This is a genomic window from Nocardia abscessus (assembly GCF_015477775.1).
Lineage (GTDB): Bacteria > Actinomycetota > Actinomycetes > Mycobacteriales > Mycobacteriaceae > Nocardia > Nocardia abscessus_A.
Genome location: NZ_JADLQO010000012.1, coordinates 200846 through 223528, shown reverse-complemented (window position 1 = coordinate 223528; position 22683 = coordinate 200846). Strand labels below are relative to the sequence as shown.

Sequence of the window (22683 nt, the reverse complement as noted above, 5' to 3'; positions counted from 1 at the left end):
TCAGCCCCGGGGTAGATGCATCGCGGTCGCGGCCCTGCGCAGTTTGCCGGAGGAGGTCTTCGGCAGTGCGCCCGGCCCGAGCACGGCGACGGTGCGCGGCCGCGCGCCTACCTCCGCGAACACCGCGTGCACGATCTCGCGCTCGATGCGCTTGACCTCCTCGGGGTTCTGGTGGCTGCCGCTCTCCACCACCACGGCGAAACTCTCCCGCTTCTGGCCCGCGTCCAGCCGCACCGCCACCGCGTTGCCGGGACGGACCCCGTCCACCCTGGTCGCGGCGCGCTCGATGTCGGTGGGGTAGATGTTGCGGCCGCCCATGATGATGACGTCCTTCATCCGGCCGCACACCACGATCAGTCCCTCGTCGGTGAAGTAGCCGATGTCGCCGGTGTCCAGCCAGCCCTCGTTGTCCTGGGCGGGCTGGAACCCGTCCATCGTCACGTACCCGGAAGTGACGGCGGGACCGCGCAATTCGATCACGCCGACCGACCGGGTGGGCAGCGGCTGCCGTTCGCTGTCGACGATCCGGCCCTCCAAGTGGTCGACCAGGTAGCCGAGGGTGGGCAACCGGCGGATGTTGGCGGGGTGGCCGTGCTCCTCCGGTACGGGCACCGCCTTGCCGAGCGCCTCGAGCAGATCGGCGTCGATCACGTCGAGCACCTGGCCGTGGCCGGGATCCGGGATGGACACCGCGAGCGTGGTCTCGGCCATGCCGTAGACCGGCGTGAGCGCCATGGGATTGAGGCCGAAGCGCTTCCCGGCCGCGGCCAAGGCGTCCATGGTGTCCGGGTCCACCGGTTCGGCGCCGTTCCACATGTAGCGCACGCTGCTGAGGTCGAACGCGCCGTCGTCGGCCTGCCGCAGTCGCCTGGCCAGCAGTGAGTACGCGAAATTGGGCGCGGCGGTGACGGTTCCGCGGTACTTGCTGATCAACTCGGCCCACAGCAGCGGCCTGGTGAGGAAGTCCAGCGGCGTCACGCAGACTACTTCGGCGCCGAATTGCATGGGAACACTGAGGAATCCGACCATGCCCATGTCGTGGAACAGCGGCAGCCAGCTGACCATCACGTCGTCATCGAGCTGGAATTTCACCCGGTCGAACATGGCGTGGGCGTTGACGAAGAAGTTCTCGTGCGTGATCCGCACCGCCTTGGGCGACCCGGTCGAACCGGAAGTCAACTGCTGCAAGGCGATATCGCCCTCGGCGGCGGGCACCGGGTCGGTGTCCGGGCCGTCGGGCAGCTGGTCGATGCGCACCACGGTGATGCCGCGTTCGCGCAGCAGCGGCTCGGCTGCCTCGAACGGCGCGCCGAGCACGACCGCGCGCGCTTCGATCATGGTCAGCACGGTCTCGGTGTCGCGCGCCCAGACCACCAGGTCGGTGCGCGGAGTGGGCTGGTGCAGCATGGTGATCGACGCGCCGCGCATCCAGACGGCCTGGCAGGACGGGGCGATGTCGGCGGGCATGCCCGCGAGCACGCCGACCGCGTCGCCGTGCCCGATGCCCGCTTCGGCCAGCCCGCCCGCCATCCGTCGAGCGATACGGTGGATTTCGGCCCAGGTGCGCCGCAGCGGGGCGCCCGGCTCGCCGGTCACCAATCCGCGCTCGGAGGTCCGCGCCGTGGCATACATCTCGTCGGTGAACCTGCTCAATGTTCATCTCCTAACCACCAGCTCTCGCCGGGAACCGGCCTCCCCCAACTATCCCGCCATCGCGGTGCCGCGTTAACCCCCTTTCTGGGGGCGCAGGTCAGCGGCGGGATGCGCGTGTCCGGAAGGTAGCCGCGTAGCGATCGACGTAGTGCCGGCCCGAGCGCGCGGCCATCTCGCGCATCAGTTCGTCGGTGGCGGCGCGCACCAGGTGACGCTGCTCGGTCGCCGGATAGCGGCGCGGGGCCCCGAACTCGATGCGCACCTTGCCGAAACGCGGCAGACGGCTGCCGCGCGGGTTCACCCGGTCGGTGCCCGCGAGAGTCACCGGAACGACCGGCGCTCCGGTGGCCATCGCGACCCGCAAGGTGCCGGTGCGGCCGCGATAGATCCGCCCGTCCGGGGATCGGGTGCCCTCGGGATGGATGGCCCAGACCCCGCCCGCCGCCAGGATCTGGGTGGCGGCGGCGAGTGCGTCCGCGGCCGCGCTGCCACCGGTCCGATCGACCGGAACCTGTCCGGAGACCGAGTAGAACCACCGGTTGAACCGGCCTCGCAGGCCCTTTCCGGTGAAGTACTCCTGTTTCGCCAGGAACGTCACGCGTCGCGGGACGACCAGCGCGAGATACAGCGAGTCGATCACGGCGAGGTGATTGGCCGCGATGATGACCGGCCCGGTGCGCGGAATGTTGTCCAGCCCGGTAACCGCGGGTCTGCCGAGCAACCGCAGCGCCGGGCCGAGCAAGACGTACTTGAACAGCGGATACCACACGGGAACCTCCAGGAGGCGAATTCGTAGACACTGTCTACCCGATTCGGCAGACACTGTCTACTCGATGTGACCCGGCGGTCCCGGCCGTAGACAATGTCTTCATGGTGGAGAGCGAATCGCTGCGGGATCGACTGGTGGACGCGGGCGTCGACCTGCTCGAAGAGGTCGGTGCGGCGCAACTGGGACTGCGTGCGATCACCCGGGCCGCGGGCGTCTCCCACGGTGCGCCGCGGCGGCACTTCCCGACTCACCGCGCACTGCTGGCTGCCGTCGCCGCGCGCGGGTTCGCCGACCTCACGGAACGGTTCGCCGAGGTGGACGCCGGGTCCGCGCGCGAGCGGCTCACCCGGATGAGCGCCGAGTACATCGAGTTCGCCGGGCGCAGGCCGGAAATGTTCAGCCTGATGTTCCGGCACGACCTGCTCGAGGGCTCCGGCGAGAATCTGCGGTCGGTCACCCTGCCGCTGTTCGCGCGCTTCGCCGACCTGGTCGCCGCGGCGGCGACCTCCGGCTCGATCGATCCGCGCGCACGCGCCATCGCCCTGTGGACCAATCTGCACGGGATCGCCACCGTGCGGGCCGATCGCAGCTTGCGTCTGGTCGAACCGGGCGTCGACGTGGCGGCTCTGGTGGCCAGGGCACTCGAAGTGCACCTGGCCTGAACCGCTGTCCGGGACGGGTTTCCGCGTCCGCCGCTCAGGCTCGCAGCGCTGCCACCGCGGCGACGAATCGGTCGAGTTCATCGAAGCCGACGAAGCAGTGCGGCGAGGCGCGCACGACCGACCGCAGACCGCGCCCGGTCATGTCCAGCAGGGTCGAGCCGGCGTGGCTGACCGTGACCGTGATGTCCTGCGCCAGCAGCCGGTCGCGCACCTCGACGGGGTCGACGCCGTCGACGGTGAAGGAGACGATGCCGCTGTGCCGGATGCCGAGGTCGCGCACCGTCACGCCGGGAATCTCCGGCAGCGCCTTGCGCAGGTGTTCGGCGCGGGCCGCGATCGCCGCGTAGACCTCGTGCGGGCCCAGCTCGAGCAGGTATCGCACGGCCGCGCCCAAGCCGAGGCGGCCCGCGACGTCGCACTCCCAGAACTCGAAGCGGCTGGCATCGGGCGCGAGCCGGTAATCGTGGGGGCCGGTCCATTCCGCGCCGTGCAGGTCCAGGCGCGCGGGTTCCATCGAGCGCGCCAATTCCGGCCGCAGGTACAGGAACCCGGTGCCGCGCGGGCCGCGCAGCCACTTGCGGCCGGTCGCCGACAGCGCGTCCACGCCGAGTTCGGCCACGTCGATGGGCAGCTGCCCGGCCGACTGGCAGGCGTCCAGCAACACCAGCGCGCCGACCGAGTGCGCGATCCTGGTCGCCTCGGCGGCCGGGTTCACCAGCCCGCCGTTGGTCGGCGCGTGCAGCACCGAGACCAGCTTGACCCGTTCGTCCACCAGCGCGGCCAGCGCGTCGAGATCGATCTGCCCGCTGCCGTCACTCGGGATCTTCTCCACCGTGGCGCCGGTGGCGCGGGCGCGCTGCAAGGCGGCGATGGCATTGCTGGCGTAGTCGGCCTCGGAGACCAGGATGCGGTCGCCCGCGGCGAGCGGGACCGAGTAGAAGAAGTCCGCCCACGAGCGGGTCGCGCTGTCGCTGAGCGCGATGCTCTCGGGCGTGGCGTTGATCAGCGCGGCGATCGCGGTCTTGACCTCGGCGAGGTCGTCGAGCCGCTCGTTCGCCGCGCGATAGCCGCCGATCTCCGATTCTCGCCGTAGATGCGCGACGACGGTGTCGGTGACGACCCGCGGCGGAAGCGACGATCCGGCGCTGTCGAGGAAAACGGGGCCGGGTCCAGGCCCGGATACGCACCCGGGCGTGTCGGCTCGTACGCGATCGTCATCCAGCATGCAGCCGACCTTATCGGGTGGAATGTTCGGCTTCATGTCGGTTTCTTGTCGGCATGCGTGGCTACGCTGGATGGGTCGCCGCATGCGATTTCGGCCGGGGAGTGGAATACCGCCGCGCCGAACGGCGATAACCGAACAGCAGCGGACTACGTCCCGAACGCCTACTGGAGGTTGGCATGGCGGTCACGCTCGAGAGTCCTGAGTCGGCCGGTTGTGCCACCGAGCAGGGGGAACTGTCCTCCCGAGCGGCGGCGGAGGCGTATATCGGCGGGGTGTGCTTCAAGCTCGGCCCACCCGCGTTGATAGGCGCCGAACTGGAGTGGCTCACGGTGCACGGTGAGTGTTCGGCGTCCGGCCCCGCGGCCGCTCCGCGCCCCCAGCTGTCCGCCTTGGCGGACGCGCTCGGACCGTACGCACCACGGTCCATCGCCCCCGATTCACCGGCGCTCGCTCTGCCGGGGGGCAGCCGGGTCACTCTCGAACCCGGTGGTCAGATCGAACTCTCCAGCGCTCCCTACGACGCTGCCGCGCAGCTGTGTGATCGCCTGCGCGACGATGCCCGCCTGTTGCGGGAACTCCTCGAATCCCGGTCCATCCGTCCCGTTTCCGTCGCCGCGGACGCCGACCGTCGCCCCAAACGCCTGCTCCAGCTCCCGCGTTACCGCGCGATGGAGCGAGCCTTCGGCGGCATCGGGCCGTTCGGCAAGCTGATGATGTGCAATACCGCGGCCACCCAGGTCAGCGTGGACGCGGGCGCCGACCACGCGGACGTCACCGCCCGCTGGACCGCCCTCTACGCCGTCGGCCCCGCGCTGGTGGCCGCCTTCGCATGTTCCCCCGCCCTGCGTGGCGCGCCGCCCGGAACCTGGGCGTCTCAGCGCATGCGGGCCTGGCTGCGGCTGGACAACACCCGGACCCGCCCGCCGGTGCTCGACTGGGCCGATCCGGTGGCCGCGTACAGCAAGTGGGCGCTGGACGTGCCGCTGCTGTGCGTGCGCAGGCCGGAAGGCGTCGCGGCACCCGGTGACGGCCAGGACGGGTGGTTCGCGCCGCCCGGTGCGACTTTCGCCGACTGGTTGTCCGGCGCTCTGGACGACGAGGTGGGCCGCCGCCCCGATATCGGCGACCTCGACTATCACCTGACCACGCTGTTCCCGCCGGTGCGCGCCTCGGGCCACCTGGAAGTCCGCTACATCGACGCCCAGCCCGGCGACGGGTGGACCGTCCCGGTGCACGTGATCGACGCGCTCATGTCCAGCCCCGCGGTGGTCGCGGAGGCGAGCTCGATCGCCGCGCCGCTGGCCGGGCGCTGGGTCGACGCCGCCCGCTACGGATTGGCCGACCCGGATCTGCGAGCCGCCGCGGTCGCCCTGCTGCGGCTCGCTGCCGCGCACACCGCTACCGACGAGGCGGCCCGCGCCGTCGAATCCGCCGCCGAACGATGTCGTCGTGGTCACACCCCGACCGAGGAGGAAACCGAGCACGGCCTCGACGCGCAGCCTCCGGGAGCCGCCACGTGACCAGGAACCAGCCGCGCTTCCCCGACGGCGCCCCGGTCGACCAGGCCGGCGTGTGCCGAATCGCCCGCAGCCGCATCGAGTCCCGCGGCCGTGCCGATGCCGACGCCGATCCTCACGAATCTCGGAGACGTTTCCCGTGACCACTTCGCGTTCCCCCCTGACCGACAACTCCGGCGCCGAACAGCTCCGCGACCGGATCGCCGAGGTCCTCACCCGCGCCAGGCAGCGCACCCACACCCTCACCGACTGCGTCGACGAAGCCGAACTGGTGGTCCAGCATTCGCGACTGATGAGCCCGTTGGTCTGGGACCTCGCGCACATCGGCAACCAGGAAGAACTCTGGCTCGTGCGCGACGTCGGCGGGCGCGACCCGGTGCGTTCCGACATCGACGAACTCTACGACGCCTTCAAGCACGCCCGCGCCAACCGGCCCGAGCTCCCGCTGCTCGATCCCGCCCAGGCCCGCGGGTATGTCGGCACTGTCCGCGACAAAGTGTGGGATGTGCTGGAGCGCAGCGACTTGCGCGGCCGTCCGCTGATCGACGGTGGTTTCGCGTTCGGCATGATCGCCCAGCACGAGCAGCAGCACGACGAGACCATGCTGGCCACCCACCAGTTGCGCACCGGCTCGCCGGTGCTGTCCGCGGCGGGCGCGCCGACCTCGGCGGCGCCGGTCACCGGGGAGGTCGTCATCCCCGCGGGCGAATTCACCATGGGCACCTCCACCGAGGCGTGGGCGCTGGACAACGAGCGCCCCGCCCATCGGGTGGTGGTGCCAGGTTTCGCGATCGAAGCCGCGCCGGTGACCAACGAGCAGTACCTGGCCTTCATCGACGACGGCGGCTACGAGCGCCCTGAGCTCTGGTCCGAGCGGGGTTGGGCGCATCGCAGCGAGGCGGGTCTGGTCGCGCCGCAGTTCTGGGAGCGCGATCCGTCCGGCCGCTGGTGGCGGCGGGTGTTCGGGGTGATGACCCCGCTGCGGCCGCACCAGCCGGTCGTGCACGTGTGCTGGTTCGAGGCCGAGGCGTACGCGAACTGGGCGGGCAAGCGCCTGCCCACCGAGGCGGAATGGGAGAAGGCGGCCAGGTTCGACCCGGACACCGGCGCGTCGCGGCGTTTCCCCTGGGGGGACGCCGAACCCGATGCCGCCACCGCGAACCTCGGACAGCGTCATCTGGAACCGGCGGAGGTCGGCGCGTATCCTGCGGGCGCGTCCGCGACGGGCGTGCACCAGCTGATCGGTGACGTGTGGGAGTGGACCGCCTCGGGTTTCGAGGCGTACCCCGGTTTCCGGGCGTTCCCGTATCGGGAGTACTCGGAGGTGTTCTTCGGCGGGGATTACCGGGTGCTGCGCGGCGGTTCCTTCGGCACCGATCCGGTGGCCTGCCGCAGCACGTTCCGCAACTGGGACCACCCCATTCGCCGCCAGATCTTCGCGGGGTTCCGCTTGGCGCGGGACCTGCGCGCGGGAGAAGGCGAGTGAGCGACGCTCGTCCCGCCGGGCGGCGGTCGGACCGCGGTGCCGCGGTGTGTGATCGGTACCTCGCGGAGGCGGCCTCGGCGGGTGCGGATGTGTAGACACCTGGGTTATGTCGGCCCGCCGGTGCGGGTGGGCGAGATGTTGACCCTAGGCTCCCATTCACTGCGCACCCAGGCGTGGGCCCCGCGCGATATGCGCCATGGCGGCACCATCAATGCCGACGGCTTCGGCGTCGCCTGGTGGCGCGTCGCGGAGAACGACGCGGTCACCGCCAGCCGCTACCGCAACGCCGCACCGATCTGGACCGATCCGGCGGTGGACGAGGTACTCGGGCAGTTGGAGTCCGCCGCGGTGCTCGGCGCGGTGCGCTCGGCCACGGTCGGCATGCCGGTCGAGCGCTCGGCGTGCGCGCCGTTCACCCGCGACCGCTGGGCGTTCAGCCACAACGGCGTGGTTCCGGACTGGCGCCGCACCCTGTCCGGCGTAGCCGCCGAGTTCGCGCTCATCGCGGCCGAGCTCGGCGCCGAGGATCTGTTCACCCCGGCCCGGCTGCTGGAGGCGGAATCGGCCACCGACGCGGCGACGCTCTGGGTGCTGCTGTGCGATCTGCTGGCGACCAGCGCACCGGACGGCGAGTGGTCGGCGGCGCCCGCGGCGCTGCGGCTGCTCGTGTCCGCGATCCTCGACCGGGCGCCGGAAGCGCGCCTGAATCTTCTGCTCTCCGATGGTGCGCAGCTGTGGGCGACCACCTGCCACCACTCGTTGTCGGTGCTGGTCACCGACGAGTTCGCGCTCATGTCCTCCGAACCGTTCGACGACGACCCCCGGTGGCGGGCGATCCCGGACCGCTGCCTGGTGAGCGCCCGGCCCGGCGCGCTGTCCGTCGACGCCCTCCTCTGACCCGAAAGGCCCGTGCCATGACCGCAGCCTCGCTGGACATCCACCTCACCGAAGCCGACCTCGACGCGGCGCTCCGCTCGGACGCCGGGCTGGGGCTGTCCGCCGACCCGAAGTGGTTGCCGCCCAAATACTTCTACGACGCCAGGGGCAGCGAACTGTTCGAACAGATCACCGAGCTGCCCGAGTACTACCCGACGCGCACCGAGCGCGCACTCCTGGAGCGGGTGGTCGACGAGATCGCCGACGCCGCGCAAGCCGAGGTGCTGGTCGAGCTCGGCGCGGGATCAGCGGCCAAGACGCGCCTGCTGCTCACCGCGCTCAGTGCGCGCGCACCCTTGAAGAAATATGTCCCGCAGGACGTTTCGCCCGCGGCGCTGCGAGCCGCCGCCGACGAGGTCGCCGCCGAGTTTCCCGGCCTCGCCGTGCACGGCGTGGTCAGCGACTTCACCGACACACTGGGGAACTTGCCGCGCGGGGGACGCCGGATGATCGCCTTCCTCGGCGGCACCATCGGCAACCTGATCCCCGAGGAACGGGCCGAATTCCTCGCCAGGATCCACGCCGTGCTCGAGCCGGGCGAGCACCTGCTGCTCGGCGCCGGGCTGGTCATCGACCCGGCGGTGCTCGTCCCCGCCTACGACGACGCGGCGGGTGTCACCGCCGAGTTCAACCGGAACGTCCTGCACGTGCTGAACTCTCGACTGCACGCCGACTTCGCGCCGGAGAAGTTCCGGCACGTCGCGGTGTGGGACGCGGCGCGCGAGTGGATCGAGATGCGGCTGGAGGCGAGCGAGGACATGACCGTCACGGTCGCGGACCTCGACCTCACCGTGCGCTTCGGCCGCGGCGAACAGATCCGCACCGAGATCTCGGCGAAGTTCCGGGTCGAGGGCCTCGACGCCGAACTCGCCGCCGCGGGCTTCGCCACCGGTCACGTGTGGACCGATTCCGACGACCGCTTCGCCCTGGTGCTCGCCCAGCGGCGCTGACCGCGCGCCGGTCGGCGGCGGTCACCGCGAGGGTGCGCCGCCGACCACCGCCGCGAGCCATTCGACCAGCGGCCGCATCGTCTCCCACGCGGCGCGGACCTCCTTCGCCGCCCGGGGCGTCTCCAGCCAGGCGGGCGCGCCGAATTCCCTGCCGCACGTGATGGACTTGTGCCGCAGCAGGTCGATGCGCGGGTGGTCGGCGTCGTAGCCCTTGGGTTTGGTCTTCAGCTTCTCGCCGCCGATGGTGAAGCCCGCGGCGGCGAGCTCCGCGAGGATCGCCGCCAGTTCGGGTCCGCGCACGTTGTCATCGATGGTGGCGCGCAGTTGCGCGAGCTGGTCGGGGGAGCCCTGGTAAAAACCGCCGCCGACGTACAGGCCACCGGCGTTGACCTGGACGTACCAGCCCGCGCCCGGTGCGGCCCGCACCACGGCTCCCTGCGCGGTCTTGTACGGCGACTTGTCCTTGGCGAACCGCACGTCCCGGTAGGGTCGGAAGATCTTGGCCGGCCCGAAGTCCGGCTCGAGCTCGGCGACCAGCGCCTTCATCGGCGCGAGCACCGCCTCGTCGTAGATCTGCTTGTGCGCGGTCCAGAACGCCTTGGAGTTGTCGGCTTCCAGGTCCTCGTAGAAGTCGAGTCCGGCCAGCGGGAAGCCCGCGAATCCGGTCATGCTCGCGCACCTGTCGTGCCGGTGCCACGGAAAAGACGCATACCGAAAATCTACGTCGACAAGTCTCCGCCGAACACGGCGAATCCCACGATGAAGCCGATCACCATTCCGACGGCCGCCGCGATCGCTGCCCATTTGCCGAGCGATTCGCCCTTGTTGTGCCCGATTATGCCCAGGATTATCCCGGCCGGGCCGAACAGGATCGGGCAGAACAGCAGCGCGGTGACCGCGCAGACGAACCCGATGATCGAGTACACCTGGCTGCCCGCCTGCCTCGGCTGGGTGGCGTAGGGCTCGTACCCCTGCTGTGGGTAGGACGGATAGCCGTACGGCGGCTGCTGCCCCGACGGCGGGTAGCCGTACCCGCCGCCCGCCGGATATCCGGGTTGACCGGTCGGCGGATACAGCTGCTCGGCTTCGGCGGACTGCCCGGTCGGCGGATAGGGCGGTTGCCCACCGGAGCCGTATCGCGTGTGCTCGTCCGGCGTGAACCGGTGCGTCGATTCGTCGGTGGGCTGCGGCGCGGAGCCCGACAGCGGAGTACCCGGCGCGGCGGGTTCGGCGCCCCAGGACTGCTGGCCACCCGGGCTGTCGGCACCCCAAGGCTGCGGCTCGGCCGGCTGGCCGCTGGGCTCGGCGCCCCACTGGCCGCCCAGCGGTCCGGCGGGCGGCGGCCCGGTCGGCTGCCACCATTGGTCCGGCGGTCCCGCCTCGCTCTGCGGCGGCCGCGCGGCTGCGGGGTCGTGCTCGGTAGGTTGTCCGCCAGGTGTCTGGGCCGGAGCGGCGCCGGTCAGGGGCTGGGCAGGCTCGTGACCGGAACTGTCCCCGGCTCGCTTCGACAACGACGGCGACTCCGACGGCCGCTGCTCGTCGCCTGTGTGCTCCGGATCCTTCGGCGTGCTCATCGCACCCTCCTCGTATCGTCCCGGTCACGCAACCTATGCCTACCACGGTGAACGCGCCGTCATACCCGATTGCGCCAGCGTGGCGCGTCGAGGGAACTCGTCTCAGAGGTCCTGATCGTCGATGATCTCGATCGCGGCGACCTCGGCCGAGCGGTCGTCGGCCTCCACGTCTCCTGCGCGGCCGTCGTTCGGCGTCCACTCCTGGTCCAGCTCGTCGCCGATGCCCAGCCTGCCGTCGTCCTCGTCCTCGTGATAGCGGATGCGCAGATCGTCGGGCGGATCCTCGATGTTGCGCTGATACTCGCGGATCTCGTCCTCTTGGTCGTCATCCCCCATATCGGTGTCCAACGGGTCACGGGTCATACCATCAGTATCCCCAGTGATCGCTGCGCCTAACGGGTGTCGAACGCGAAGACTCGCCGCTTGCAACGCGACACCCGGTCTCGTACGAACATGGGTAACTCGCCGGGTACGCCCAGAATTGAGCGGCACCCGGCGCGGGACCTGAACGCGACTTTTGCGCCACCCTACTTGTACGGCCTGAAGGGGCGGGGAGGCGAAACAGCGAGCGCGCTACGCGTTTCCGTTGAAAAGGCCGGTGACCGAGCCGTTCTCGAAGACCTCGCGAATGGTGCGGGCCAGCAGCGGCGCGATGGACAGCACGGTCAGCTGCGGGAACTTCTTGTCCTCCGACAGCGGGAGGGTGTTGGTCACCACGACCTCCTTGGCGCCGCAACTGGCGAGGCGCTCGGCGGCGGGCGGGCTCAGCACGCCGTGGGTCGCGGCGATGACCACGTCACCGGCGCCGGCCGCCTTGAGCACCTTGACCGCGCCCGCGATGGTGCCGCCGGTGTCGATCATGTCGTCGATCAGGATGCAGGTGCGGCCCTCGACCTCACCGACCACGCGGTTGGATTTCACCTGGTTGGGCACCAGCGGGTCGCGGGTCTTGTGGATGAAGGCCAGCGGCGAGCCGCCCAGCGAGTCGGCCCACTTCTCGGCGACGCGCACGCGGCCCGAGTCGGGGGAGACGACGGTGATGTGCTCGAGGCTGTAGTTGGTGCGGATGTACTCCGCGAGCTGCACCTGGGCGTGCATGTGATCGACCGGGCCGTCGAAGAAGCCCTGGATCTGGTCGGTGTGCAGGTCGACGGTGATGATCCGGTCCGCGCCCGCGGTCTTCAGCAGGTCCGCGACCAGACGGGCCGAGATGGGCTCGCGGCCGCGGTGCTTCTTGTCCTGGCGCGCGTAGGGGTAGAAGGGCAGCACCGCGGTGATCCGCTTGGCCGAGCCGCGCTTGAGCGCGTCGATCATGATGAGCTGCTCCATCAGCCACTGGTTCAGCGGCGCGGGGAAGCTCTGCAGGACGAAGGCGTCGGAGCCGCGGACCGACTCCTCGAACCGGACGAAGATCTCGCCGTTGGCGAAGTCCCGTGCGATCTGCGGCGTGACGTGGACGTCGAGTTCCTTGGCGACCTGTTCGGCCAGCTCAGGATGGGCGCGTCCCGAGAAGAGCATCAGGTTCTTCTGGTTGTCGATCCATGACGCGGTCACTGCTGATTGCCATCCTTTTGCTCTATTGCCTGACCCGACATCTCCTTGGCCGCGATGGCTTCCGCCGCCGCGCGGGCCGCGTCCGTCCCTGGACGGTGTCGCTGCACCCAGCCCTCGATGTTCTTCTGCGGACCACCGGAGACCGCGAGAGCTCCGGGCGGAACGTTTCTGCGCAGTACAGTACCCGCCGCCGTATACGCTCCGTCACCCACCGTCACCGGCGCGACGAACATGGTGTCGCTACCGGTGCGCACGTGCGAGCCGACGACGGTGTGGTGCTTGGTCACGCCGTCGTAGTTGACGAAGACACTGGACGCACCGATGTTGCTGTGCTCGCCGATGGTGGCGTCGCCGACGTAGGTGAGGTGCGGCACCTTCGAATGCGCGCCGATCGAGGCGTTCTTGGTCTCGACGAAAGCGCCGAGCTTGCCCTCGTCGCCCACGACGGTGCCGGGACGCAGGTAGCTGAACGGGCCGATGGTCGCCTTCGGGCCGATGGTCGCGCCCTCGCCGTGGGTGCGGATCACCTTCGCGCCGTCGCCGACGACCACATCGGTGAGCGTGCTGTCCGGGCCGACCTCGGCGTCCTCGCCGAGGATCGTGTTGCCGAGCAGTTGTACGCCGGGCCGCAGCACCGCGTCCCTTCCGATGCGCACGCCGGCGTCCACCCAGGTGGAGGCGGGATCCATGATGGTGACGCCCGCGCGCATATGGCGTTCCAGGATGTAGCGGTTGAGCGTGCGCGCCGCCGCGGCCAGCTGCACCCGGTCGTTGACGCCGGTGACCTTGGCCGCGTCGACCAGCCGTGCGCCGTGCACCGGGTGACCGGCCTCGCGGGCCAGGCGCAGCACGTCGGTGAGGTACAGCTCGTGCTGGGCGTTGGCGGTGGACAGCCTGCTGATCATGGTGCGCAGCACCGCGGCGTCGAACGCGTACACACCGGAGTTCACCTCGGTGATCGCGGTCTGCTCCGGGGTGGCGTCGGCGTGCTCGACGATCTCGGCCAGCTGGCCATCGGCGTCGCGCACGATGCGGCCGTAACCGTTCGGGTCCTCCGGCACGAAGGTCAGCACGGTGACCGCGGGGCGTTCGGCGTAGCTGCGGTGCTCGTCGAGCAGCGCGGCCAGGGTGTGCCCGTCCAGCAGCGGCACGTCGGCGGAGGTGACCAGCACGTCGCCGGTGAATCCGACCGGCAGGGCGTCCAGCGCGCACTGCACCGCGTGCCCGGTGCCGAGCTGCTGTTCCTGGAGCGCCGGGGTGATCTCCCGGCCCAGGTCGTCGGCGACCGCGGTCACCGCGGCGCCGACTTGCTCGCGGTCGTGCCCCACCACGGTGATGAGGTACGCGGGGTCGATCTCGTTCGCCGCATGCAGCGCGTGCGCGAGCATGCTCCGACCGGCCAGCGAATGCAGTACCTTGGGGGTCTTCGACCGCATTCGCGTCCCGGCACCAGCTGCGAGAACGACGACGGCGGTCTGCTGTGGCATGGATCTCCCTCGGCTGCCTGTCATCGTGCGGGTCAGCGTTGTGCTTGGTCAGCGTTGTGCTTGGTCAGCGTCGTGCTTGGTCAGCGATGTGCGGGCCAACGATAGTCATCGTGCTCTCGAGCTCCGCCGCCAGGACTCGAACCTGAACTCTCTGAACCAAAATCAGATGTGCTGCCATTACACCACGGCGGATTGCCACACCGGCGGTTGGCGAACCCCCGCCGCTGTGCCATGGCACGAGATGAATCCTCGCATACTCGGCCGCCTCCCCGCGAATTGTTGGGCGGAGGGTCGAGCGGTCGCGCCGCCGAGCTGTCTGGAACAGTGGTATGCGAACGTCGGCGTCCTGCGTCGGAACCCCGATGCGACGCCGTCTCGCACGCACATGAGTACTCGCCGGGCGCGCCCACGGCTGTGCCGGGCAGGCGATCGGCGGGCCGGACGGTGGACCGTCGATGCACTCGGGTCGGCGAGAACGCGGAGAGGCGGAGGAGTGTCAGTGTCTTCGGGTGAGTCACATCGAGTGTCCCGGCCGCGTATGACCGGCACCCAGCGGCGTCAGCAGCTGATCGAGATCGGGCGCGCGCTGTTCGCCGAACGCGGCTACGACGCGACCTCCATCGAGGAGATCGCGCAGCGCGCCCAAGTCTCCAAACCCGTGGTGTACGAACACTTCGGCGGCAAGGAGGGGCTGTACGCGGTCGTCGTCGACCGCGAGATGTCGATGCTGCTGGACATGATCACCTCCTCGCTCACCCAGAACCGATCGCGGATCCGGCTCGAACAGGTCGCGTTGGCGCTGCTGACCTACATCGAAGAACGAACCGACGGGTTTCGAATTCTGGTGCGCGATCAGCCCGCTGCCGCCGCCGAGGGCAGGTATTCCAGTTTGCTCAACGAGGCGACCAATCAGGTGGCGCACATCCTGGCCACAGATTTCGAACGCAGGGGATTCGACACCAGCCTGTCCACCCTCTACGCCCAGGCGCTCGTCGGACAGGTCGCCACGGCAGCGACCTGGTGGCTGGACGAGCGCAAACCGTCGAAAGAGGTTGTGGCGGCACACTTGGTGAACCTGTGCTGGAACGGGCTGAGCCATCTCGAAGCCGATCCGCAACTGAGCTCGGAGTGGCGCGCAGGCGCCGGTGAGTGACCCGGATTGTTAACTAGCAAATTGCGCGGCAGGTCTGGCCGAATGCTCGAATTGGCTGCCGGGCGCGCGCCTGGTGGTACGGTTCACCCATCCTTTGGGTGCTGTTCGGGCGGTAAGTCGGTCAACTTCGAGATGTCGGTCTACTTCAGGATGGCTGGTTTTGGGATGACAGGCGGATCTGATGGCTAGGCAAGCGCGCGCGGAGATCACCCGCGATTCCGTCCTGGCGGGCGCTGCCGATGTCTTTCTGCGCTTGGGATATGCGAATGCGAGCCTGAGCGAGATCATCGCGCAGTCCAATGTGACCAAGGGCGCCTTGTACTTTCACTTCGGCTCGAAGGAAGAACTGGCGCGCGCCGTGGTCGACCAGGGCAACGAGCGACTGACCAGTTCGTGTCAGGGCTTCTTCGATCCCCGGGTGCCCGCGCTGGAAGCGTGCATCGGCATCACCTACGTCGTCGCCGATCTATCGATGAACGACCCGATGGTCGGCGCCATGCTGAAGCTGACCCACCAGATCGGCGACTACCGCGGCGCCCAGGGCGACAACATCGCCAAGAACTGGGGCGACACCTACCGCCTGCTCGCCGAGCGAGCCATCGCCCAGGGCGACCTGATCGCCGACCTGGACGCGGAGGTCATCGGCCTGCTGTGGCAGGAGATGGCCGCGGGCGTGCACATCATCGCCGTCGGCACCGAATCCATCGACCAGATGGCGGTCCGGATGGAGCGCGCCTGGTACTTCCTGCTCCCGGCCCTCGTCCCGGCGGAAAAGCTCTCGTACTTCCGGGAATTCGCGGCCAGACGGCTGCGGCGCTACGTGCCGTAATTTTTTCCAGCGCCTGCGGCGCTGGGTGTTCGCGGCCCTCTTGTGGCTCGCGTCCGAGCGACCGCCGCTGGCGACTTCGTCGCGGACGCGGCGGCCGCTCGGACGCGAGCCGGGCCGGGAACGGACGATGCTCGGTCTTGCTTCGCTCGAAACCGGTGGTCGGGCCGGTCGGTGGGAGTGGTTGCGGTCATAGGCGGACGTGGCGATCGCGACGCTAGGGTGGTTCGGGTTCGATTCGCTCGTCCTACCGGAGTTGCGCATGCCCGCTTACGTCATCGTCGAAGCCGAAGTGTCGGACGAGGAAGTCGGATTGGAGTACTGGCGGCTGGCGGAGCCGTCGATCCGGCAGTACGGCGGGCGTTACCTCGTCGCTACCGTGCCGGAGGCGATCGAGGGGGCTTGGCCTGCGGGCCGGCGCGCTGTGGTCCTCGAGTTCCCCGATCTGGATCGGGTCCGGACGTGGTACGACTCCCCGGAGTACCTGAAGGCGCGAGAGGTGCGTAAGTCCGGGGTCGAGGTGCGAATGGTCTTCGCGGACGGCGTCCAGGGCTAGACGCTCCGCGGTTCGCGCTCTATCCCGGTTCTCCTGATCAGCCAGGCCGGAGCGAATCCAGGTAATCGTCGCGTTCGAGACCGAGACGCCCGACGGCGGTCGCGCCTGCGCACGGCGAAGGCGGTCTCGAACACGCGTCGCCGCAGGCGCTGCAAAAACGGGACACCCGCTTAACTAGACTCGGTTGGCCGCTCGAACCGTCTCGCCTGCGCTCAGGAGTTGTCGATGTCCACCCACCGCCCGCCGTTGGCGGGACTGGCCGCCGCGGCCGGTGCCGATACCTCGCTACGGACCGTCGCGGAGCTGATCGGCACCTCGTCGGTCGAGTTGGTCGCGCCCTCGGCGGTGCGCCCGTTCGTCGCGGCGCGAGTGGCGGCCGCGCGGCCGCTGGTGGTGGTGACGGCGACGGGGCGGGAGGCCGACGATCTGACCGTCGAGCTGGAGGAGATGCTCGGCCCCACGGTCGCGCAGTTCCCGTCCTGGGAGACGCTGCCGCACGAGCGGCTCTCACCGGGCGCCGACACGGTGGGGCGCAGGCTGGAGGTGCTGCGCCGGATCGCGCACCCCGCCGACCCGTATTTCCCCGCGCCGTTGCGCGTGGTGGTCACCACCGTCCGGTCGCTGATGCAGCCGATGGCGGACGGGCTCGGCGACATCGAGCCGATCGTGCTGCGGGTCGGCGCCGAGCTGGACTTCGACGAAATGCTCACGCGGCTGGTCGAATTCGCCTACACCCGGGTCGACATGGTGGGCAAGCGCGGCGAATTCGCGGTGCGTGGCGGCATCCTGGACGTGTTCCCGCCCACCGCCGACCATCCGGTGCGGGTGGAGTTCTGGGGCGACGAGGTTACCGAGCTGCGGGCGTTCGCCGTCGCCGACCAGCGCTCCCTGCCCGAGGTGACGGTGGACCTGGTGGTCGCGCCGCCGTGCCGGGAACTGCTGCTCACCCCGGATGTGCGCGATCGGGCGGCCGAGGTCGCCGCCGCCAACGCGGCCGACGCGGCGCTGGTGGAGATGCTGGAGAAACTGGCGCAGGGTATCCCGGTCGAGGGCATGGAGGCGCTGTTGCCGGTGCTGCGGCCCGGGCAACTGCGCCTGCTCACCGAGGTGCTGCCGGAGGGCACCCACGTGCTGCTGTGCGATCCGGAGAAGATCCGCACCCGCGCCGCCGACCTGGTGCGCACCGGCGAGGAATTCCTGGAGGCCTCCTGGACCGCGGCGTCCTTCGGCGGCGCCGCGCCGCTCGGCGGGCACGGACTCGACTTGGCCGCCTCGGCCTACCGCCCGCTGCCCGAGGTCCAGGCCAGCGCCGCTGAGCAGGGTCTGCCCTGGTGGACGCTGAGCCCGCTCGCCTCCGGCGATGCGTCCGAGGTCGCGCTGCCGGTGCTGCCCGGTCCGGCCGCCCGCGGCTCGGACGAGCTGGTGGCGACCCTGTTCGCCTCGCTGCGCGCCCACGTCATCACCGGCGGCAGGGCCGCCGTGGTCGTCGCAGGTCACGGCACGGCGCAGCGCATCCTGGAGCGGCTGGCGGACGCGGACGTGCCCGCCGCGGCGCTGGAGCAGGGGGCCGAGCCGAACGAGGGCGTGGTCGGCGTGCTGTGCGGTTCGCTGCACGACGGGCTGGTGTTCGAGGACGCCGGCCTGGTGGTCGTCGCCGAGTCCGACCTCACCGGCAACCGGGTCACCGCGCCCGGCGAGGGCAAGCGGATGCCGGCCAAGCGCCGCAACCAGGTCGACCCGCTCGCGTTGAGCGCGGGCGACATGGTGGTGCACGACCAGCACGGCATCGGCAAGTTCGTCGAGATGATCGAGCGCACCGTGGGCGGCGCCCGGCGCGAGTACCTGGTGATCGAGTACGCGCCGGGCAAGCGCGGCCAGCCAGGCGACCGGCTGTTCGTGCCGATGGAGTCGCTCGACCAGCTCTCCCGCTACGTCGGCGGTGAGATGCCCAGCCTGTCCAAGCTCGGCGGCTCGGACTGGGCCAACACCAAACGCAAGGCGCGCAAGGCGGTTCGCGAGATCGCGGGCGAGCTCGTGCAGCTGTACGCCGCGCGCCAGGCCGCGCCGGGCCACGCCTTCGCGCCGGACACGCCGTGGCAGCAGGAAATGGAGGACGCGTTCGCGTTCACCGAGACCGTCGACCAGATGACCGCCATCGCCGAGGTGAAGGCGGACATGGAGAAGCCGGTCCCGATGGACCGCGTCGTCTGCGGCGACGTCGGCTACGGCAAGACCGAGATCGCGGTGCGGGCGGCGTTCAAGGCCGTGCAGGACGGCAAGCAAGTCGTGGTGCTGGTGCCGACCACGCTGCTCGCGCAGCAGCACCTGCAGACCTTCACCGAGCGTGTCGCGGGCTTCCCGATCACCGTGAAGGGTCTGTCCCGCTTCACCGATCCGGCCGAGGCGCGCGCCGTGCTGGAGGGCATGGCCGACGGCGGCGTGGACATCGTGGTCGGCACGCACCGGCTGCTGCAGACCGGTGTGCGCTGGAAGGACCTCGGTCTCGTGGTGGTCGACGAGGAGCAGCGGTTCGGTGTGGAGCACAAGGAGCACATCAAGGCGCTGCGCACGCACGTCGACGTGCTCACCATGTCGGCGACCCCGATCCCGCGCACCCTGGAGATGAGCCTGGCCGGTATCCGCGAGATGTCGACCATCCTCACCCCGCCGGAGGAACGCCACCCGGTGCTCACCTACGTGGGCGCCTACAACGACAAGCAGGTCACCGCCGCGATCCGGCGCGAGTTGCTGCGCGACGGCCAGGTCTTCTACGTGCACAACCGGGTGGCGTCGATCGACAAGGCGGCCAAGCGGATTCGCGATCTGGTGCCGGAGGCGCGGGTGGTGGTCGCGCACGGCCAGATGAACGAGGACGCGCTGGAGTCCACCGTGCAGGGCTTCTGGCAGCGCGAATACGACGTGCTGGTGTGCACCACGATCATCGAGACCGGTCTGGACATCTCCAACGCCAACACGCTGATCGTGGAACGCGCCGACGCGCTCGGGCTCTCACAGCTGCACCAGCTGCGTGGCCGGGTCGGGCGCTCCAGGGAACGCGGCTACGCCTACTTCCTGTACCCGCCGGAGAAGCCGCTCACCGAGACGGCCTACGACCGGCTGGCCACCATCTCGCAGAACTCCGATCTCGGCGCGGGCATGGCGGTCGCGATGAAGGACCTGGAGATCCGCGGCGCGGGCAACGTGCTCGGCGCCGAACAGTCCGGGCACGTCGCAGGGGTCGGGTTCGATCTCTACGTGCGCCTGGTCGGCGAGGCGGTCGAGGCCTACCGCGCCGCGGCCGACGGCAAGCCGATCATCACGGAGGAAGTCAAGGAGGTGCGCATCGACCTGCCCGTCGACGCGCACATCCCGCCGGACTACATCGCCAGTGACCGGCTCCGCCTGGAGGCGTACCGCAAACTGGCTGCCGCGCAAGACGATTCGGCGCTGGCGCTGGTCGTGGACGAGCTCGTCGACCGTTACGGGCCGCTGCCGGTCGAGGTCGGGCGGCTGGTGTCGGTGGCCAAGCTGCGGCTGCTCGCCCGCGAGTACGAGGTGACCGAAATCGCGGTCACCGGAACAACTTTGAAGATTTCGCCGCTGCATCTGCCGGATTCCAAGCAGCTGCGCCTCAAGCGGCTCTACCCCAGCGCGGGATACCGCGCCGCCTCCGGGGTGGTGCAGCTTCCGTTGCCCCGCGTGGAGGACAGCGTCGGAGCCGAGCGCGTCCGCGATGTGGTGCTGCTGCAGTTCGTGGCCGATCTGCTGCTGGCGCTGGACGGGAAGGCACAGGGCGCGGTGGATCTCACCGTCGCCGCCGAGATGGCTCCCCGATGAGTTCGGCCGATCGCGACGAGTCCGTCCTGCGGGCTGCCCGTCACCGTGCCGCCGAACGCAGGGCCGACGGCGTGAATCGCGCCGCGCCGAACGGCGACGCGATCCCGCGCACGGACACGGCGGTGGTCGCGGCCGGTTTGGCCGGGGCGGTCGAGGTCATGGACCGTCTCTGGCACTTCGGGGGCTGGGAGGTCACCCAGACCCACGATTCGCTGCGACCTTACCTGCTCGAGGAAACCTACGAGTTGCTCGACGCCATCCAGCACAGCGATGCCGAGACGATCAAGGAGGAACTCGGCGACCTGCTGCTGCAAGTGCTCTTCCATTCCCGGATTGCCCAGGCCGCAGGCGAATTCACCGTGGACGATGTCGCCGCCGCTCTCGTCGCGAAGCTGGTCAACCGCAGCCCGCACCTGGCGGGCTCCGCGATCGATCCGTCCGCGTCGGTGGCGGAGAAGATCGCCGCGCAGGAACGCGCCTGGGAAGAACGCAAATCCGCCGAGAAGTCCCGCCGCTCCTGCCTGGACGGCATCGCCATGGCCCAGCCCGCCCTGGCTCTCGCCGAGAAGATCGTCTCCCGCAGCACGAAGGCGGGCCTGCCGTCCGATCTCGTGCCCGAGGCTCTCCGCGTCGTGCGCCTCGGCGGGCCGGAAAGCGCCGAAGAAAATCTCCGCAAAGCGACGCTGAGGTTCGCCGCCGCTATCCGCGCGGCGGAGGACGCGGCGGAAAAGGACCGCGGTGAACGCCTACCCCTCACAGCCGAGGATTGGCGCGCCTTCTGGCCGGAAGGATGTGAGTAGGCTGAAGGCCGGGGTATGCGGCCGCCACGTGACGGCTGGATCAGGGAGACTGGGACGATGCCCTACCCCGAACTCCACGCGCGACCGCAGTGGCAACGGACCGGGATCGGCCGGTTTCCCGTCGCCGCCCTCGTGGACGACCAGTGGTGGGTCCTGCGGATCAACGGCTTCCCGGATCATCCGCTCTGGACACTCTTCGTCGACGGCGCCCGTCGTTTCGACCTCGACGACACGCCGCCGACTTGGGGCCGCCCGAGTGACCGCTCCGCACCGTCGCTGGACCCCCGCATCGCCGAGCAAGCCGTGGCGCCCATCCAGGCCTTCACGGCATACGGCAGCGAAGTGGGAGACCCCTGCGACGACCCGGTCTGCTGCGGCTGAATGTGGTCGGCCGGGCAGGTCGTGTGGTGTTCCACATCGACCGGCCGTGGTCGAGGAGGAGTCAGATGTTCACGCCGTAGTCGCGGGCGATTCCCGCCAGACCGGAGGCGTAGCCCTGGCCGATGGCGCGGAACTTCCATTCGTTGTTGTGGCGGTACAGCTCGCCGAAGATCATGGCCGTTTCGGTGGACGCGTCCTCGGTGAGGTCGTAGCGAGCCAGTTCGACGCCGGTGCCCGCGTCGACGACGCGGATGAAGGCGTTGCGGATCTGACCGAACGACTGGCCGCGAGCGTCGGCGTCGTGAATGGACACCGGGAAGAAGATGTTGGTGATGTTCGGCGGCGTGGCCGTGAGGTCGACATTGATCACCTCGTCGTCGCCTTCGCCCGCCCCGGTGAGATTGTCGCCGGTGTGCTCGATGGATCCGTCGGGAGAGCGCAGGTTGTTGTAGAAGATGAAGTGCTGATCGGACAGCACTTTCAGATTCGACCCGCAGGCGAGCGCGCTGGCGTCGAGATCATAGTCGGCGCCGGTGGTGGTGCGCACGTCCCAGCCGAGTCCCACCGCTACCTTGGTGAGATTCGCCGCCTGCTTCGACAGCGAAACGTTGCCGCCTTTGGCCAGAGTGACGCTCATGATCCCCTTCCGCGCGGCACGGACGGTGCCGCCTTCTTCCTTGCTGCCCGGGGCCGCCGGGCCGATTCAGTTCTGGTGGTCTGCCCAGGTTTTCAAGGTGCTGACCCGGTCCTTCAGCGCGCGCAGCTCGCTCTCGTCGTCGAGCACGGTGCGCTGAATGCCTTGCACGACGGCGAAGGCCGACTGGCGGTGGTCATCGATCACGTCGACGTCGATGCGGACCGCGACGTAGTCGTCGGCGCCGGGCATCTGCTCGGCGACCACATGCGCGGTGCCCCGGGCGCACATCGCCACGTTGCCGCCGCCGAGGATCAGCAGCGCCACTTCGGGATGCTCACGCAGCCGGGCCAGTGACCCGCGATCGTACTTCAGGCTGAGCAGGATTCGCCGATCGCCGGCGCGCACCGGCCAGGACACCGGAATCGCGTGCGGCGCGGGGTCGGTCGTCACCAGCACGCCGATCGTCTCCAGGGGCCATTCCGGGAGCACGTCCAGCTCGGGATGATCTGTCGAGTTGTGCTGACGTTGGGCGGGGCTCGCTCCGGCTGCCATCTTCGTCACCTCATGGATCGTCGAGCGCGGCGGGCTGTGCCGCGCTTGATAGCAGTCTAAGGTGCTGCGCCACTTGTCCGCTGGCGCTGTGCACTTTGTCCGGACCGCTATCGCGTGATCCCCGCCCC

At 69.7% G+C, this 22683-nt stretch carries 21 protein-coding genes and 1 tRNA gene; 11 read left to right on the top strand and 11 right to left on the bottom strand.

Translation table 11 applies throughout. The features are described 5' to 3' along the window. The gene (locus IU450_RS27440; protein ID WP_195152621.1) at positions 1-1653 is read right to left on the bottom strand and encodes a fatty acyl-AMP ligase; all 1653 of its coding nucleotides are present in this window, start codon (positions 1651-1653) and stop codon (positions 1-3) included. A 97-nt stretch (positions 1654-1750) separates the two neighbouring features. Next, positions 1751-2422, bottom strand: coding sequence for a lysophospholipid acyltransferase family protein (locus IU450_RS27435; protein WP_195152620.1), 672 nt, complete (start codon positions 2420-2422; stop codon positions 1751-1753). Positions 2423-2523: 101 nt separating this feature from the next. Between IU450_RS27435 and IU450_RS27430 the strand changes: the two genes are divergently transcribed. Beyond that, positions 2524-3084: a TetR/AcrR family transcriptional regulator gene (locus IU450_RS27430; RefSeq protein WP_195152619.1), complete on the top strand. Its 561-nt coding sequence runs from the start codon at positions 2524-2526 to the stop codon at positions 3082-3084. 34 nt (positions 3085-3118) lie between these two features. Here the strand turns inward: IU450_RS27430 and IU450_RS27425 are convergent, their stop codons facing one another. Continuing rightward, complete coding sequence (locus tag IU450_RS27425) at positions 3119-4309, bottom strand: aminotransferase class V-fold PLP-dependent enzyme (protein WP_195152618.1); 1191 nt, start codon at positions 4307-4309, stop codon at positions 3119-3121. A 176-nt stretch (positions 4310-4485) separates the two neighbouring features. Here IU450_RS27425 and egtA point away from each other — a divergent pair, with 176 nt between their 5' ends. The 4 genes from egtA to egtD all read left to right on the top strand — a co-directional run bounded on the left by egtA (position 4486) and on the right by egtD (position 9198). Beyond that, positions 4486-5829 carry an ergothioneine biosynthesis glutamate--cysteine ligase EgtA gene (egtA, locus tag IU450_RS27420; protein ID WP_195152617.1) on the top strand — a complete coding sequence of 448 codons (1344 nt, stop codon included), beginning with the start codon at positions 4486-4488 and terminating at the stop codon, positions 5827-5829. A gap of 136 nt (positions 5830-5965) precedes the next feature. Continuing rightward, a complete protein-coding gene (gene egtB, locus IU450_RS27415; RefSeq protein ID WP_195152616.1) occupies positions 5966-7312 on the top strand; it encodes an ergothioneine biosynthesis protein EgtB in 1347 nt (448 codons plus the stop codon). An 87-nt stretch (positions 7313-7399) separates the two neighbouring features. Then, positions 7400-8209, top strand: coding sequence for an ergothioneine biosynthesis protein EgtC (egtC, locus tag IU450_RS27410; protein ID WP_195152615.1), 810 nt, complete (start codon positions 7400-7402; stop codon positions 8207-8209). Between the two features lie 17 nt (positions 8210-8226). After that, positions 8227-9198, top strand: a complete 972-nt coding sequence (gene egtD / locus IU450_RS27405) for an L-histidine N(alpha)-methyltransferase (RefSeq protein ID WP_195152614.1) — start codon at positions 8227-8229, stop codon at positions 9196-9198. A gap of 21 nt (positions 9199-9219) precedes the next feature. Here egtD and IU450_RS27400 read toward each other — a convergent pair whose 3' ends face one another. From IU450_RS27400 to IU450_RS27375, 6 genes are all read right to left on the bottom strand, one after another. Then, positions 9220-9867, bottom strand: coding sequence for a DUF2461 domain-containing protein (locus tag IU450_RS27400; RefSeq protein WP_195152613.1), 648 nt, complete (start codon positions 9865-9867; stop codon positions 9220-9222). A 50-nt stretch (positions 9868-9917) separates the two neighbouring features. Continuing rightward, positions 9918-10772: a DUF4190 domain-containing protein gene (locus IU450_RS27395; protein ID WP_195152612.1), complete on the bottom strand. Its 855-nt coding sequence runs from the start codon at positions 10770-10772 to the stop codon at positions 9918-9920. Between the two features lie 102 nt (positions 10773-10874). Further along, entirely contained in the window at positions 10875-11135 is a 261-nt protein-coding gene (locus IU450_RS27390) for a hypothetical protein (protein ID WP_195152611.1), read from the bottom strand. Between the two features lie 210 nt (positions 11136-11345). After that, a complete protein-coding gene (locus IU450_RS27385) occupies positions 11346-12326 on the bottom strand; it encodes a ribose-phosphate diphosphokinase (RefSeq protein ID WP_195152610.1) in 981 nt (326 codons plus the stop codon). Continuing rightward, positions 12323-13813: a bifunctional UDP-N-acetylglucosamine diphosphorylase/glucosamine-1-phosphate N-acetyltransferase GlmU gene (gene glmU / locus IU450_RS27380; RefSeq protein WP_195152609.1), complete on the bottom strand. Its 1491-nt coding sequence runs from the start codon at positions 13811-13813 to the stop codon at positions 12323-12325. Before glmU ends, IU450_RS27385 begins: the two co-directional genes overlap by 4 nt. 121 nt (positions 13814-13934) lie before the next feature. Beyond that, positions 13935-14005, bottom strand: a tRNA-Gln gene (locus IU450_RS27375). Positions 14006-14351: 346 nt separating this feature from the next. Between IU450_RS27375 and IU450_RS27370 the strand changes: the two genes are divergently transcribed. The 6 genes from IU450_RS27370 to IU450_RS27345 all read left to right on the top strand — a co-directional run bounded on the left by IU450_RS27370 (position 14352) and on the right by IU450_RS27345 (position 21366). Continuing rightward, a complete protein-coding gene (locus IU450_RS27370) occupies positions 14352-14966 on the top strand; it encodes a TetR/AcrR family transcriptional regulator (protein ID WP_195152608.1) in 615 nt (204 codons plus the stop codon). Positions 14967-15147: 181 nt separating this feature from the next. Next, on the top strand, positions 15148-15795 hold the full coding sequence (locus IU450_RS27365; protein WP_039800936.1) for a TetR/AcrR family transcriptional regulator: 648 nt from the start codon (positions 15148-15150) through the stop codon (positions 15793-15795). A 259-nt stretch (positions 15796-16054) separates the two neighbouring features. Continuing rightward, the gene (locus IU450_RS27360) at positions 16055-16348 is read left to right on the top strand and encodes a DUF1330 domain-containing protein (protein ID WP_195152607.1); all 294 of its coding nucleotides are present in this window, start codon (positions 16055-16057) and stop codon (positions 16346-16348) included. A gap of 225 nt (positions 16349-16573) precedes the next feature. Then, positions 16574-20185 carry a transcription-repair coupling factor gene (mfd, locus tag IU450_RS27355; RefSeq protein WP_195152606.1) on the top strand — a complete coding sequence of 1204 codons (3612 nt, stop codon included), beginning with the start codon at positions 16574-16576 and terminating at the stop codon, positions 20183-20185. A 158-nt stretch (positions 20186-20343) separates the two neighbouring features. After that, complete coding sequence (locus IU450_RS27350; RefSeq protein WP_228835225.1) at positions 20344-20985, top strand: MazG family protein; 642 nt, start codon at positions 20344-20346, stop codon at positions 20983-20985. Positions 20986-21042: 57 nt separating this feature from the next. Next, entirely contained in the window at positions 21043-21366 is a 324-nt protein-coding gene (locus tag IU450_RS27345; protein ID WP_195152604.1) for a hypothetical protein, read from the top strand. 61 nt (positions 21367-21427) lie between these two features. On the opposite strand, the gene IU450_RS27340 is transcribed toward IU450_RS27345, so the two are convergent. Both IU450_RS27340 and IU450_RS27335 read right to left on the bottom strand, forming a co-directional pair. Beyond that, a complete protein-coding gene (locus tag IU450_RS27340; protein ID WP_195152603.1) occupies positions 21428-22003 on the bottom strand; it encodes a TerD family protein in 576 nt (191 codons plus the stop codon). Between the two features lie 66 nt (positions 22004-22069). Continuing rightward, positions 22070-22555, bottom strand: coding sequence for a hypothetical protein (locus tag IU450_RS27335; protein WP_195152679.1), 486 nt, complete (start codon positions 22553-22555; stop codon positions 22070-22072). Positions 22556-22683: the final 128 nt, after the last annotated feature.

Excerpts from the sequence above, each read along its gene's own strand:
- IU450_RS27430 (WP_195152619.1), top strand. The coding sequence starts at position 2,524 with ATGGTGGAGAGCGAATCGCTGCGGGATCGACTGGTGGACGCGGGCGTC.
- IU450_RS27340 (WP_195152603.1), bottom strand. The coding sequence starts at position 22,003 with ATGAGCGTCACTCTGGCCAAAGGCGGCAACGTTTCGCTGTCGAAGCAG.
- mfd (WP_195152606.1), top strand. The coding sequence starts at position 16,574 with ATGTCCACCCACCGCCCGCCGTTGGCGGGACTGGCCGCCGCGGCCGGT.
- IU450_RS27370 (WP_195152608.1), top strand. The coding sequence starts at position 14,352 with ATGACCGGCACCCAGCGGCGTCAGCAGCTGATCGAGATCGGGCGCGCG.
- IU450_RS27350 (WP_228835225.1), top strand. The coding sequence starts at position 20,344 with ATGGACCGTCTCTGGCACTTCGGGGGCTGGGAGGTCACCCAGACCCAC.
- IU450_RS27390 (WP_195152611.1), bottom strand. The coding sequence starts at position 11,135 with ATGACCCGTGACCCGTTGGACACCGATATGGGGGATGACGACCAAGAG.
- egtC (WP_195152615.1), top strand. The coding sequence starts at position 7,400 with ATGTGTAGACACCTGGGTTATGTCGGCCCGCCGGTGCGGGTGGGCGAG.
- IU450_RS27345 (WP_195152604.1), top strand. The coding sequence starts at position 21,043 with ATGCCCTACCCCGAACTCCACGCGCGACCGCAGTGGCAACGGACCGGG.
- egtD (WP_195152614.1), top strand. The coding sequence starts at position 8,227 with ATGACCGCAGCCTCGCTGGACATCCACCTCACCGAAGCCGACCTCGAC.
- IU450_RS27425 (WP_195152618.1), bottom strand. The coding sequence starts at position 4,309 with ATGCTGGATGACGATCGCGTACGAGCCGACACGCCCGGGTGCGTATCC.
- IU450_RS27365 (WP_039800936.1), top strand. The coding sequence starts at position 15,148 with ATGGCTAGGCAAGCGCGCGCGGAGATCACCCGCGATTCCGTCCTGGCG.
- IU450_RS27360 (WP_195152607.1), top strand. The coding sequence starts at position 16,055 with ATGCCCGCTTACGTCATCGTCGAAGCCGAAGTGTCGGACGAGGAAGTC.
- glmU (WP_195152609.1), bottom strand. The coding sequence starts at position 13,813 with ATGCCACAGCAGACCGCCGTCGTCGTTCTCGCAGCTGGTGCCGGGACG.
- IU450_RS27400 (WP_195152613.1), bottom strand. The coding sequence starts at position 9,867 with ATGACCGGATTCGCGGGCTTCCCGCTGGCCGGACTCGACTTCTACGAG.
- IU450_RS27335 (WP_195152679.1), bottom strand. The coding sequence starts at position 22,555 with ATGGCAGCCGGAGCGAGCCCCGCCCAACGTCAGCACAACTCGACAGAT.
- IU450_RS27395 (WP_195152612.1), bottom strand. The coding sequence starts at position 10,772 with ATGAGCACGCCGAAGGATCCGGAGCACACAGGCGACGAGCAGCGGCCG.
- egtA (WP_195152617.1), top strand. The coding sequence starts at position 4,486 with ATGGCGGTCACGCTCGAGAGTCCTGAGTCGGCCGGTTGTGCCACCGAG.